This is a genomic window from Lonepinella sp. BR2474, assembly GCF_051851555.1.
In the GTDB taxonomy this organism is placed as follows: Bacteria; Pseudomonadota; Gammaproteobacteria; order Enterobacterales; family Pasteurellaceae; genus Lonepinella.
In genome coordinates this window covers 26076-38708 of record NZ_JBPDVH010000006.1, presented here as the reverse complement: position 1 = coordinate 38708, position 12633 = coordinate 26076, and the positions used below count along the sequence as shown (strand labels likewise).

General features: G+C 43.4%; 11 protein-coding genes. 3 read left to right on the top strand and 8 right to left on the bottom strand.

Annotated elements, in window-relative coordinates:
• Position 1: 1 nt before the first annotated feature.
• The 8 genes from ACTG7Q_RS08025 to ACTG7Q_RS07990 all read right to left on the bottom strand — a co-directional run bounded on the left by ACTG7Q_RS08025 (position 2) and on the right by ACTG7Q_RS07990 (position 9366).
• A complete protein-coding gene (locus ACTG7Q_RS08025) occupies positions 2-427 on the bottom strand; it encodes a universal stress protein (protein WP_439242682.1) in 426 nt (141 codons plus the stop codon).
• 41 nt (positions 428-468) lie between these two features.
• A complete protein-coding gene (locus tag ACTG7Q_RS08020; RefSeq protein WP_439242680.1) occupies positions 469-3114 on the bottom strand; it encodes a TRAP transporter permease in 2646 nt (881 codons plus the stop codon).
• 83 nt (positions 3115-3197) lie between these two features.
• The gene (locus ACTG7Q_RS08015) at positions 3198-4163 is read right to left on the bottom strand and encodes a TAXI family TRAP transporter solute-binding subunit (protein ID WP_439242678.1); all 966 of its coding nucleotides are present in this window, start codon (positions 4161-4163) and stop codon (positions 3198-3200) included.
• A 218-nt stretch (positions 4164-4381) separates the two neighbouring features.
• Entirely contained in the window at positions 4382-5683 is a 1302-nt protein-coding gene (locus ACTG7Q_RS08010; RefSeq protein ID WP_439242676.1) for a sodium ion-translocating decarboxylase subunit beta, read from the bottom strand.
• Between the two features lie 12 nt (positions 5684-5695).
• The gene (gene oadA / locus ACTG7Q_RS08005) at positions 5696-7498 is read right to left on the bottom strand and encodes a sodium-extruding oxaloacetate decarboxylase subunit alpha (protein WP_439242674.1); all 1803 of its coding nucleotides are present in this window, start codon (positions 7496-7498) and stop codon (positions 5696-5698) included.
• Between the two features lie 15 nt (positions 7499-7513).
• Positions 7514-7774 carry an oxaloacetate decarboxylase subunit gamma gene (locus tag ACTG7Q_RS08000; RefSeq protein WP_439242672.1) on the bottom strand — a complete coding sequence of 87 codons (261 nt, stop codon included), beginning with the start codon at positions 7772-7774 and terminating at the stop codon, positions 7514-7516.
• Between the two features lie 98 nt (positions 7775-7872).
• Positions 7873-8712, bottom strand: a complete 840-nt coding sequence (locus ACTG7Q_RS07995) for a DUF5718 family protein (protein ID WP_439242670.1) — start codon at positions 8710-8712, stop codon at positions 7873-7875.
• A gap of 24 nt (positions 8713-8736) precedes the next feature.
• Complete coding sequence (locus ACTG7Q_RS07990) at positions 8737-9366, bottom strand: MarC family protein (protein ID WP_439242668.1); 630 nt, start codon at positions 9364-9366, stop codon at positions 8737-8739.
• 57 nt (positions 9367-9423) lie between these two features.
• Here ACTG7Q_RS07990 and ACTG7Q_RS07985 point away from each other — a divergent pair, with 57 nt between their 5' ends.
• From ACTG7Q_RS07985 to slyD, 3 genes are all read left to right on the top strand, one after another.
• Positions 9424-11343, top strand: coding sequence for an ABC transporter ATP-binding protein (locus ACTG7Q_RS07985; RefSeq protein WP_439242666.1), 1920 nt, complete (start codon positions 9424-9426; stop codon positions 11341-11343).
• Between the two features lie 83 nt (positions 11344-11426).
• Positions 11427-11852, top strand: a complete 426-nt coding sequence (gene rraB, locus ACTG7Q_RS07980; RefSeq protein WP_439242664.1) for a ribonuclease E inhibitor RraB — start codon at positions 11427-11429, stop codon at positions 11850-11852.
• A 58-nt stretch (positions 11853-11910) separates the two neighbouring features.
• The gene (gene slyD, locus ACTG7Q_RS07975) at positions 11911-12507 is read left to right on the top strand and encodes a peptidylprolyl isomerase (protein WP_439242662.1); all 597 of its coding nucleotides are present in this window, start codon (positions 11911-11913) and stop codon (positions 12505-12507) included.
• The last annotated feature ends 126 nt before the right edge of the window (positions 12508-12633 follow it).

The window sequence follows — 12633 nt, the reverse complement described above, 5'->3', positions numbered from 1 at the left end:
TCTATTTGAGAATCAACATCGGTTTTTCACTATGGCGTGCGACTTTGACGGTGTTAGAGCTTAATCCCTTGGCTTTCGGTTTACTGCTCGCCAACATGACGATTAAATCCACCGATTTTTCTTGTGCAATACGGTTCACTTCTTCATATACGGTACCATGGGCGACGATATGTTGCACTTTCGCACCGGCGGGAAAATTCGCTTGAGTGAACTCGTGTAAGGCTTTATTGGCTTCTTCGACCACGGATTTATCAAAATTTTTCGGTAAAAACGCAGAGATAAAGCTGTCATCCATGGGTTCAATAATGGACACCACACGATAAACCGCATCGGGTTTATGCGCTGTCAGTTTTAAGCAAGTGTCCACTACATATTTGGCACTTTGCAAATTATTTAAATCAATCGCAATGAGCAAGTTGTTATACATAAAATATCCTTTTTAAAGGCTGGCGGGTTGCCAGCCATACATTAATTCGTGATTTGAGATTTCCGACGACGTTGATTCCACCACACCCCGAATGCCAATAATAGGGCGGGAATAAACATCCATTCTTTTGGAATCGAGTGAGTCGGTAAATCCAACTCAAGAATCGTTTGATCCCAGTTTAATCCTGCTTTAGCCGCTGGAGAATCCATTTCTACGTTATCAATTAAGATTTTCGGTGACAATTTGCCGTTAATTTCAATCTGTTCACCCGTATCTAACAGGGTTAAACCTAAGGCTTTCACCCGATCTTCGCCCGTTTCTCCCGCTGGCACGGCCAGTTGTGAGTAGAATTGAATTTCTTTGCCATAAGGGTTAATGCCAGATACTTTCAGCATAATATTTTGCCCGACGGGTGTTTGTCCCAACTCTTGCACAAATTGCGCAGGCTCCACGCTACGTGCGGTCGGGGAAACATATTCCATAAAGAACCCCGGACGAAATAACGTAAACGCTGCCAAAATTAACACCGCTGTTTCCCATGCTTTATTTTTCACCACAAAGAAATTCATGCTTGCCGCCGTGAAAATCATAATCCCAATGGTCGCAACACAGAATATCAGCAAGGCATGCCACCAACTGACATCAATAAGTAATAAATCCGTATTGAAAATAAACAGAAACGGCAAAATAGCGGTTCTTAAACTGTAATAAAATGCGGTTACCCCAGTTTTAATCGGACTGCCACCTGAAATAGCGGCAGCGGCAAAAGAGGCCAAACCGACGGGAGGTGTCACATCGGCCATAATACCGAAATAAAAGACAAATAAATGCACCGCAATTAATGGCACAATTAAGCCGTTTTGTTTGCCCACTTCCACAATCACCAAGGCCATTAAGGAGGACACCACGATATAGTTGGCGGTGGTCGGCAAGCCCATTCCTAAGATTAAGCTGAACATTGCCACCAGAATCAACATTAATAAAATATTGCCCATGGACAAAAATTCAATAATGCCGGCTAATTGCACACCGAAACCGGTCAAAGACACCACGCCTACGATAATACCAGCAGTGGCAGTTGCAATCCCAATACCAATCATATTTCTGGCACCGACTTCAAGGCCATCAATAAGTTCATATAAACCTTGTTTAAACAGCGCTTTTTTGTCGCTTTTTTCCTGTCTGAACCAACTTAATAGAGGCCGTTGGCTCACTAAAATAGAAGATAACGCCAAGATTGCCCAGAAAGCGGAAAGCCCCGGTGATAAACGTTCGATCATCAAACACCACATTAATACCACCACCGGCAATAAGTAATGTAAGCCTGCATTCACTGTCGGTTTCGCTGACGGCAATTTGACAATTTTGGAATTAGGATCATCAGGTTCTAAATCGGGGAACTGTGCCACACGACGGATTAAGCCTAAATAAACACAGCCAAGTAACGTCCCGATCACCATAAAGGAATAATCCGGAATCAGCGTTTTAATCCAGCCTAAGCCAAAATGTAAAGCAAAGAAAATCACGCAAAGGGTCAAGAAAAAGCCTAGCGTACGGATCACGACCATTAAAAACGGACGAGCAGGATCGACACGATCAAGCCCTTTTAAGCCCATTTTATTGGCCTCTAAATGCACGATGTAAACTAACGCAATATAAGAAATTAGCGCCGGTAAAAAAGCGTGCATAATTAATTGGCTGTACGGCATATTGACATATTCAATCATCAAAAATGCGGCGGCCCCCATTACAGGTGGCATAATTTGGCCATTAACGGAAGACGCCACTTCTACGGCGCCCGCTTTCTCGGCTGAAAAGCCCACACGTTTCATCATGGGAATCGTGAATGTCCCTGTGGTCACCACATTCGCAATGGAGGAACCAGAAACCAATCCAGTGAGCGCAGAAGAGACCACAGCGGCTTTAGCAGGCCCGCCTTTTAAATGGCCTAAGTAGGCAAAGGCAGTTTTAATAAAATAATTACCCGCCCCCGCTTTATCTAACAACGCACCAAATAATACAAATAAGAACACATATTTCGTGGAGACGCCAAGCGCCACACCAAAGACCCCCTCAGTGGTGATCCATTGTTGGTTGACAATTTGAGCCAATGAGCCTGAACGGTGGCTGATAATCCAATCTGTTGGCATAAATTGCCCGAAGTAATTATACAGCAAGAACACCACCGCAATCACCACCAATGGCAAACCTAAACTACGTCTTGTGGCCTCTAATAACAGCAAGACACCGCAACAACCTGCAATAATATCTTGCAAATTTGGTGCACCAAATCGAGTGACTAAGCCCTCGTAGAAAAATAAATAATAAGCTCCTAAAAACGCCCCAGCAATAGCTAAACACCAGTCGAATAAAGGAATCCGATGTTTAGGTGAACTGGCAAAGGCAGGGAACGAAAGAAACGCTAAAAATAACGCAAACGCCAAATGATAAGAACGGGCTTTCGTGTCGTCCACCACCACATTTAACGGAATGCCGAGATGCGTTAATTGCTCTTGCAACCAAAATGGAAACGGAGAAGTATAATAGAGCTGAAAAATCGACCAAACAATTGCGGTCACAATAATGAGTTTTTTGGCAAAGCCTCTTGGATTTCGACCGCCGGCATCATTGGATGCCACCATATCTTGCAAGTCATCATAATCCATCGCTTTTTCTTGTGCAGACATCGTAAAGTCCCCGAATAACGATAAAATAGACACCCTACACAGGCTGCGTAGGGTGTAATAGAAAAGGACAAAGCAGGATTAATTTATTTTAACCAGCCTTTTTCTTTGTAGTAACGAGCCGCCCCCTCGTGCAATGGTGCAGACAAGGCATTTTTAATCATTTCTTCTTCTTTTAAGTTCGCAAAAGCAGGGTGTAAACGTTTGAAACGGTCGAAGTTATCAAACACGGCTTTTACCACCGCATAGACTTTATCTGCGTCCACATCCGTTGAACTCACTAACGTCGCATAAGAACCGAATGTATCCACTGGATTATCGGTACCTTTATACAAACCACCAGGAATCACGGCTTTCGCATAGTAAGCATGTTGCGCCACTAATTTATCAATTTCAGGACCGGTTACTGGCACTAAGTGAGAATCACAAGACGCTGCGGCCTCTTTCAATGCACCATTCGGGTGACCAACGTTGTAAGTGATGGCGTCAAGGTTGTTGTCACACATAGATGACGCCATTTCCGCTGGTTTTAATTCCGCAGCCACTTTGAAATCTTTGTCCGTCCAACCTTTTTCTTTCATGATAACGTTGATGGTGGCTCGGGTACCAGAACCTGGGTCGCCCACATTCACACGTTTTCCTTTCAAGTCATCAAAGGATTTAATCCCCGAATCATCACGAGCCATTAACGTAAAAGGTTCAGCATGTAAGGAGAACACCGCACGCAATTTGTCATTTTTCTTGCCCTCAAAAGAACTGGTGCCGTTATAGGCATGATATTGCCAGTCAGATTGTGCAATCCCCATATCCATTTCCTTGGCAGCAATCGCATTCAAGTTTGCGATTGAGGCACCAGTTGAGGGGGCATTACATTTAATGTGGGTTTTCGCCGTATCACGGTTCACTAACTGACAAATCGATTGACCAACCACATAATATACGCCCGTTTGTCCACCAGTACCAATGGTAATAAACTGTTCGTCTGCAGCTTGAGTGGAAAATGCCGACATTGCAACGCCAGCGACAAGGGAAAGTTTTAAGAATTTTTTCATAACAATAGTTCTCCTAGAAAGGGGATGAAGTTGTATATTTCCGTACCTATTAAAAAGGGACAGTTAAAAATATACCAATTTAGCTGTCGGTTGCAACATATTTTTTACATTACAACGAATTGAATATAAAAAATGCGACAAAGATCGCATTTTTTGCACCGCACTTTTGTTGGTATCACCTCTTCGTGACAAAAAGTGCGGTGTTTTTTTATCCTATTTTACATCGCTGCAACGTATTTCAACATCACCCCTGCAGCAATGGCTGAACCAATTACGCCAGCCACATTCGGTCCCATGGCGTGCATCAGTAAGAAGTTTTGATGATCGGCTTCCAACCCTACTTTGTTAGAAACACGAGCTGCCATTGGCACGGCTGACACGCCAGCAGAACCAATCAGTGGGTTGATTTTATTTTTGCTGAATTTGTTCATCAATTTCGCCATCAACACACCGCTACCCGTTCCGATACCAAAAGCAATCACGCCTAACAGTAAAATACCAAGGGTTTGTGGTTGCAAGAATTTATCTGCCACCAATTTCGCCCCAACCGATAAACCTAACACAATGGTGACAATGTTAATCAAGGCATTTTGTGTGGTATCACTTAAACGATCCACCACGCCACTGACTTTCATTAAATTACCAAAACAGAACATACCGAGCAATGGGGCGGCATCAGGTAATAATAATGCCACCAATAATAACAAGATAATTGGGAACATCACTTTTTCTGTATTACTCACATTGCGAAGTTGCGTCATCCGAATTTTGCGTTCAGTTTCGGTGGTTAAGGCTTTCATAATTGGCGGTTGAATTAATGGGACTAACGCCATATAAGAATAGGCAGCCACTGCAATCGCCCCCAATAATTCAGGTGCTAGTTTACTGGTTAAGTAAATGGCAGTTGGACCGTCTGCCCCCCCAATAATCCCGATAGAGGCAGCTTGTGGCAAGGTAAAATCAATTACCCCTAACCAGTTCAAACCCAAGGCACCCAATACGGTAGTGAAGATCCCGAATTGTGCCGCCGCACCGAGCAATAAGGTTCTTGGATTGGCAATTAACGGACCAAAATCCGTCATGGCACCGACTCCCATAAAAATCACCAGCGGCGCAACACCATAGCCAATCGCTACTTTATAGAACAGGGCTAAAATACCTGCACTAAAGCCAAGATCGCCAGCGGTGACTTCAAGCTGTGCTTGCACAGAGGCTGGCAAGCTCGCAAGAGCGGTTTTAATTACAACAGGATCTGCCACTACACCGATTTTTCCTGCAATCACAGCAAGTTGTTCAGGTGTGCCTGAATGTAACAAATTATCCAATGCCGTCATCGCCATGCCCGCTTCAGGAATATTCGATAACAAGCCACCAAAGCCAATCGGTAATAACAACAACGGTTCAAATTTTTTCACAATGGCAAGCCACAATAACAACAGGCTCACCAAAATCATCACCGCTTGCCCCCATTCAAGGTGCATAATACCTGTGCCTTTCAGTAGAGCAATAATACTTTCCATACTGCCTCCAAATTAAGCAATGGTCATGACGGTGTCGCCCACAGCCACTGAATCACCCGCTTTCACACAAATACCACGCACCGTACCAGCAAGGTTCGCCCGTACTTCGGTTTCCATTTTCATCGCTTCTAAAATAAACAACACATCACCCTCTGCGACAGTTTGCCCCTCGGTGGCGACCACTTTCCAGATATTGCCTGCCATTGGTGCGGTGACTGCGGTGCCAGTGCCACTTGCAGCAGGTGCTGGAGCAGTTTGAGCCACAGGGGCTGCCACTGGAGCTGCTGTCGGTGCAATATGAGTAACATCGCCACCTTCAGACACTTTCACTACAAAGGCTTTACCCTCAAGTTCCACGGTGTAAACCGCTGAACCGCTTGCTGGTTTGGCTGGGGCTTTTTCTGCTGGTTTTTGCACCGAACTTTCTAATGTCGGAGCAGGCTCAAAGGCAGCAGGATTACCACGATTTTCTAAGAATTTCCAACCAATTTGTGGGAATAACGCCACAATTAACGCATCATCTACCGCATTTTCAGCCAGTTTAATGCCTTTTTCTTGAGCGGTTTGTTTCACTTCTGCTTCAATTTTCGCCATTTCAGGGGCAATATGATCCGCTGGACGGTCGGTAATTGGTTTGCCTCCCTCAAGCACACGAGCTTGTAATTCTGCATTCACAGGGGCTGGCGTGCGACCATATTCGCCTTTTAAAATCCCTGCGGTTTCTTTGGCGATGGTTTTATAACGTTCGCCCATTAACACGTTGATAACAGATTGCGTACCCACAATTTGTGATGTCGGGGTGACTAACGGAATATAGCCTAAATCTTTACGCACGCGTGGAATTTCTTCCAACACTAAATCTAATTTATCGCTGGCATTTTGTTGTTTTAATTGCCCCTCAAGGTTAGTCAACATACCACCTGGCACTTGTGCCACCAAAATACGACTATCAATACCACGCAACTGCCCTTCAAATTTGGCATATTTTTTCCGCACATCACGGAAATACGCGGCAATTTTTTCTAAACGTGGAATATCTAAGCCCGTATCAAATTCCGTACCTTGTAAGGTCGCCACAATGGATTCGGTAGCTGGGTGTCCATAAGTACCTGACATTGAAGAAATGGCTGTATCCACCCCATCAACACCTGCTTCAATCGCTTTTAATAATGCCATTTCTGCCATACCTGTGGTGGAGTGACAATGCAAATGTAATTGCACATCAAAGCGTTTTTTGATTTCACCGACTAATTCGGCAGCCGCCATTGGGTTTAAAATCCCTGACATATCTTTAATCACAAGGCTGTCAATGCCAATTTCAAGTAGCTGTTCTGTTACCTCTAACCACGTTTGCAAAGTATGCACTGGGCTGGTGGTATAGCTCAATGTCCCTTGTGCGTGACCACCGTGTTTTTTCACCGCTTGCAAAGCGGCTTGCATATTACGTGGGTCGTTTAACGCATCAAATACACGGAATACGCTCATGCCATTAGCGACACAACGTTCCACAAAGCGATCCACCACATCATCGGCATAATGACGATAGCCCAATAAATTTTGTCCACGTAATAACATTTGCAACGGGGTTTTCGGGCAGGCTTTTTTCAACTCACGCAAACGCACCCAAGGATCTTCGCCTAAAAAACGAATACAGCTATCAAAGGTCGCACCGCCCCACGCTTCTAACGACCAATACCCCATATCATCTAATTCCGCCGCCATCGGCAACATATCATCTAAACGTAAACGGGTAGCAAACAAAGATTGATGAGCGTCACGAAGTACCACGTCGGTTATTTTAATTTTTTTAGTCATAATAAAATCCTTCTCTTAATTTGAATGGGTCGCACGATGATGTGCAATGGCAGCGACAATCACTGGACGCAAACGATCTAAGTCGTTACTGACAGGCTGAAGTGCGGTGGAATTGGGTGCTGTTTTGGGGACAGCCACAGGTTCAGGGAAATATCGGGTAATCAGTTTTGACATTAATCCAATCGCCCAAATTAAAATGAGCAAAAAGACCAACACAAAACCCATACCTGAAAACATCAGGTTAATCCCTTCGCCGAAAAGTTCTGCAGGGGTCATATTAATCATCCTTATATGAAATAGAACATTGTTGTATCTTACGACTTAATGAAAATAAAATCTTTGATAAAGATCACAAAGTGAGCAAATTATTTTATTTACACCACTTTTTGCACTAACGCAGAAATATCCTGTGCGAAGTGCATTTGCTCGGCCATTTCGACAATTTGCGAGTGCGAATATTTTTTACTATTATAGACCACTACTTGGCTGACATCGCCCACTTGCAAGAAATTCTTTTCACCAAATTCAGTGTAACGAGTGGCTCCAATACTGATGACAGCTTTGCTTGGAAAATTGGCTTGTTTGAGTAATTTGGCAATATCATTCATCGGATCCTGATCAGGCTGATGATTCATTTTATCCACAATCCAGTCTAATAATTGTTGATGAAAATAACTGTATTCCGCAGCGGGGCTGTCAATACCGTATTCCGTTAACACGCCATTACGTTGGTGGAAACAGGCAATATGATAATCATCAATATTACTGCCAGTAGCAAAGCTATCAAGGGCAATCCAAGTTGCCGAAATCCCTTTGGAATCGGCTCCCCAGTTTTTCTTTTCACAAATTTTGTGGGCGTTGGGGCGACGAATGGAACAATCGTTGTAAGCAGCAAAATGGGTCGGTAAAAGTGCGGTGACTTTTTGACTGGTTTTATCATATTGCACGTCGCAAATTAACGCAATTTCTGGCTCAATTTGCAAATTATCGGCATTTAGTGGAAACTGCAAGCGATCATGAGAAATCGGGTAAACCGATAAAAAACCTTCGCTTTCGTCTAACTGCTGACTTGGCACATAAAAAGGGAAAATGGCCTTGGGTTGCACCGCACTTTCTGTTTTCACTTTCACAAAATCTGCCGCCTCACCCGCTTGTTCCAAATGACCGGCAAAATTACCGGCCACGCCTAAACCAATAAAATTTTTGTCTAACATAATTTTTCCTTGCTGATAAAATGATTAACTTAAATTGATACCGCCGGTCATAAAAAATTCTTGAATCCCCACTAACACATTATTCACGGCGACAGCCGCCAAAATCAGCCCCATCACACGACTAATCACCGATGCCCCTGTATTGCCAATCACATTTTGTACACGGTTGGCGACCAACAGCAATAAATAGGTAATCAGCAACACGGCGAGCATAATAAAGGTGGTAACGACTTGTGCAGAAAAACTGAAACGGTGATTGTCGGTGAGTAAGACAATCGCCATCATCGCCCCAGGCGACGCAATAGACGGCACGGCTAAAGGGTAAACCGCTAATTCACTTAAATTAGTGCTCATTTTCATTTCATGCTCAGGTTTGCCCTCACCAAAAATCATGGTTAACGCAAATAAAAACAATACCAAACCGCCTGCAATCTGGAACGCCGCCAGTGGAATTTGCATAGCTTCAAAAAGACCTTGTGCGGCAATTAAGAAAAACAGCAAAATCCCTGTGGCAATCAACACCGCTTTTAATGCCACTTTACGCCGATCGGCTAAAGATAAACGGCTCGTTTTGGTAAGATAAACTGGAATGGAACCAATGGGATCAATCACCGCCCAAAGTACCACAAATTGCACAATTAACGAATCAAACATTGCAAAACCTTTAAAAAACAGGAAAATAAGGAAACTTTAAAAAATATACCATAAAAAATGATCATATTCTCAAATTTATCTTTAAAACGTGGGCAAAATTTACTGCTCGAAAATGCCACCGCGACCATTAATCCAAAACAAAAAGTAGGCCTAGTGGGAAAGAACGGTTGCGGTAAATCTTCTTTGCTTGCTTTACTCAAAAAAGAAATGTCACCCGAGGGCGGTGATGTGAATTTTCCGTCTCATTGGGCGGTGTCTTGGGTGAATCAAGAAACACCTGCGTTAGACACGTCAGCCTTAGATTATGTGATTGAGGGCGACCGCCTTTATTGCCAATTACAAACCGAGTTAGTGCAAGCTAACCAACGTAATGACGGCCATGCCATTGCACATATTCATGCTCAGTTAGACAATATTGATGCGTGGACCATTCAATCCCGAGCCTCCGCGTTGTTGCATGGGTTAGGTTTTGCTCAAGAAGAATTGCAACGCCCTGTAAAATCCTTTTCGGGTGGTTGGCGAATGCGGCTGAATTTGGCACAAGCCTTGTTATGTCCGTCCGATTTATTGCTGTTGGACGAACCCACCAACCACTTAGATTTAGATGCGGTGATTTGGCTAGAACGTTGGTTGACCCAATATCAAGGCACCCTGTTATTAATTTCCCACGACCGTGATTTTCTTGATCCTATCGTCAATAAGATTTTACATATTGAAAATCAGCAACTGAACGAATACACCGGTGATTATTCGAGCTTTGAATTACAACGTGCAGAAAAACTTTCACAACAGACCGCACTTTTCCGTCAGCAACAAGAAAAAATTGCGCATTTACAAAGCTATATCGACCGTTTCAAAGCCAAAGCGACCAAAGCCAAACAGGCTCAAAGTCGCATGAAAGCCCTTGAACGTATGGAAAAAATTGCGCCTGCCCATATTGATAATCCCTTTACCTTTGAATTTAGAGACCCTTTGTCACTCCCAAGTCCGTTAGTCATGATTGAAAAAGCCGCTGCTGGCTATGGGGTGGGCGAAAGTGCGGTGGAAATTTTGCAAAAAATTAAACTCAACCTTGTCCCAGGTTCAAGAATTGGGTTACTTGGTAAAAACGGTGCAGGGAAATCCACGCTGATCAAATTATTAGCTGGCGAATTAACCGCCCTTTCAGGCAACGTGCAACTGGCCAAAGGCGTGCAACTGGGCTATTTTGCTCAACATCAGTTAGACACCTTACGAGCCGATGAATCCGCCTTGTGGCATTTACAAAAATTAGACGACAAACTCACCGAACAAGAATGCCGCAATTATTTAGGCAGTTTCGCTTTTCACGGCGACAAAGTTAACGAAGCCGTAAAAACCTTTTCTGGCGGCGAAAAAGCCCGATTAGTGTTAGCGTTAATTGTATGGCAACGTCCAAATTTGCTGTTATTAGATGAACCGACTAACCATCTTGATTTAGATATGCGACAAGCCTTAACGGAGGCGTTAGTGGATTATCAAGGTTCGCTGGTGGTCGTGTCGCACGACCGTCATTTATTACGTAACACGGTGGAAGAATTTTATTTGGTGCATGACAAGCAAGTGGAAGAATTTCACGGTGATTTGGACGATTATGCGAAATGGCTGAATAATATCAATACGCAAGAACGTAAGGAATTAAATAAAAGTGCGGTGCAAAACAGCGATATTTCGGAAAATTCCCAACAAAATCGCAAAGATCAAAAACGCCGAGAGGCCGAGTTACGGCAACAAACTGCACCATTACGTAAAAAACTCACGCAACTTGAAAGCCAGATGGAAAAAATATTAGAGAAGTTGGCAGAGATTGAGCAACAGCTTTCCGATAATGATCTCTATTCGCCAGAAAATAAAGAAAAATTGACCGCACTTTTGGCGGAGCAGGTGAATGTGAAAAAACTATTGGAAATGGTAGAAATGGATTGGTTGGCCGTACAAGAAGAATTGGATAGTTATTGATTGTTAATACGCATGCGGTTATTTTGTCACTTTCTGTGTTAAAATAAGCCCGATTTACCCACTCATAAAATAGGACAAACATTATGGCAAACCATCCAACTCCAGCAGAATTGCAAGCTGAAACCCGTGAAATTATTGAATATTTATTCCGTGATGGTAGCGATCCGAGCGCTCTTTATATTATTGAACACCATATTGCGCACGACGATTTTGATAAATTAGAAAAAATCGCCGTGGATGCGTTCAAAGCGGGATATGAAGTGTCAGAAGCCGAAGAATTAGAAGATGATAACGGTAAATTATTGTTCTGTTTCGATATTATCGCCGAAGTGGAACTCAAACCTGAAATCATTGATGCGCAACAAAAAGAAATCGTGCCGTTAGTGGCAAAACATGGCGGGATTTATGACGGTTGGGGGACTTATTTTGAAGATCCCAATGCCGAAGAGGATGAATATGGTGATGATGGCGAATTTTTTGAAGAAGAATTTGACGAAGAAGATGAATAGTTAGCTATTTGACCGAATTTTCGATAGAATAGCCCCCTTTTTAACATTGGAGAAAAAAATGAAAGTAGCAAAAAATGTGGTCGTAAGCATTGCTTACCAAGTGCGTACCGAAGATGGCGTGTTAGTTGACGAGGCGCCAGCCAATCAACCTTTAGACTATTTACAAGGTCACCATAATTTAGTGGTTGGTTTAGAGAATGCGCTAGAAGGCAAAGAAGTTGGCGATAAATTTGAAGTACGTGTAAAACCGGAAGAAGGTTATGGCGAATACAATGAAAATATGGTGCAACGTGTACCAAAAGAGGTATTCCAAGGCGTAGATGAATTAGAAGTGGGCATGCGTTTTATTGCCGATACGGATATGGGTCCATTACCTGTTGTGATTACCGAAGTGGGTGATGCCGATGTGGTCGTTGATGGTAACCATATGTTAGCCGGTCAAGAATTGCATTTCACTGTGGAAGTGGTCGCAACCCGTGAAGCCACCTTGGAAGAAATTGCCCATGGTCATATTCATGCGGAGGGCGGTTGCTGCGGTGGTCATCACCATGATTCGGATGAAGAAGGTCAGGGTTGCGGTTGTGGCAGTCACCATCACCACCATGAAGAAGAACATAGCCACGACGGCTGTGGTTGTGGTCATCACCACCATTAATCAGCTTAAAAATACCGCACTTTGTTAGCAAAATAACCTCAAAGTGCGGTATTTTTTCACGATGTTTCCCAAACTTTACAAAATATTTACGTTGATTTTGTCGCCTTTCCCTTAAAATTTTTGTAC

Excerpts from the sequence above, each read along its gene's own strand:
- ACTG7Q_RS07990 (WP_439242668.1), bottom strand. The coding sequence starts at position 9,366 with ATGTTTGATTCGTTAATTGTGCAATTTGTGGTACTTTGGGCGGTGATT.
- ACTG7Q_RS08020 (WP_439242680.1), bottom strand. The coding sequence starts at position 3,114 with ATGTCTGCACAAGAAAAAGCGATGGATTATGATGACTTGCAAGATATG.
- ACTG7Q_RS08025 (WP_439242682.1), bottom strand. The coding sequence starts at position 427 with ATGTATAACAACTTGCTCATTGCGATTGATTTAAATAATTTGCAAAGT.
- ACTG7Q_RS08000 (WP_439242672.1), bottom strand. The coding sequence starts at position 7,774 with ATGACCCCTGCAGAACTTTTCGGCGAAGGGATTAACCTGATGTTTTCA.
- ACTG7Q_RS08015 (WP_439242678.1), bottom strand. The coding sequence starts at position 4,163 with ATGAAAAAATTCTTAAAACTTTCCCTTGTCGCTGGCGTTGCAATGTCG.
- ACTG7Q_RS07985 (WP_439242666.1), top strand. The coding sequence starts at position 9,424 with ATGATCATATTCTCAAATTTATCTTTAAAACGTGGGCAAAATTTACTG.
- ACTG7Q_RS08010 (WP_439242676.1), bottom strand. The coding sequence starts at position 5,683 with ATGGAAAGTATTATTGCTCTACTGAAAGGCACAGGTATTATGCACCTT.
- oadA (WP_439242674.1), bottom strand. The coding sequence starts at position 7,498 with ATGACTAAAAAAATTAAAATAACCGACGTGGTACTTCGTGACGCTCAT.
- ACTG7Q_RS07995 (WP_439242670.1), bottom strand. The coding sequence starts at position 8,712 with ATGTTAGACAAAAATTTTATTGGTTTAGGCGTGGCCGGTAATTTTGCC.
- rraB (WP_439242664.1), top strand. The coding sequence starts at position 11,427 with ATGGCAAACCATCCAACTCCAGCAGAATTGCAAGCTGAAACCCGTGAA.
- slyD (WP_439242662.1), top strand. The coding sequence starts at position 11,911 with ATGAAAGTAGCAAAAAATGTGGTCGTAAGCATTGCTTACCAAGTGCGT.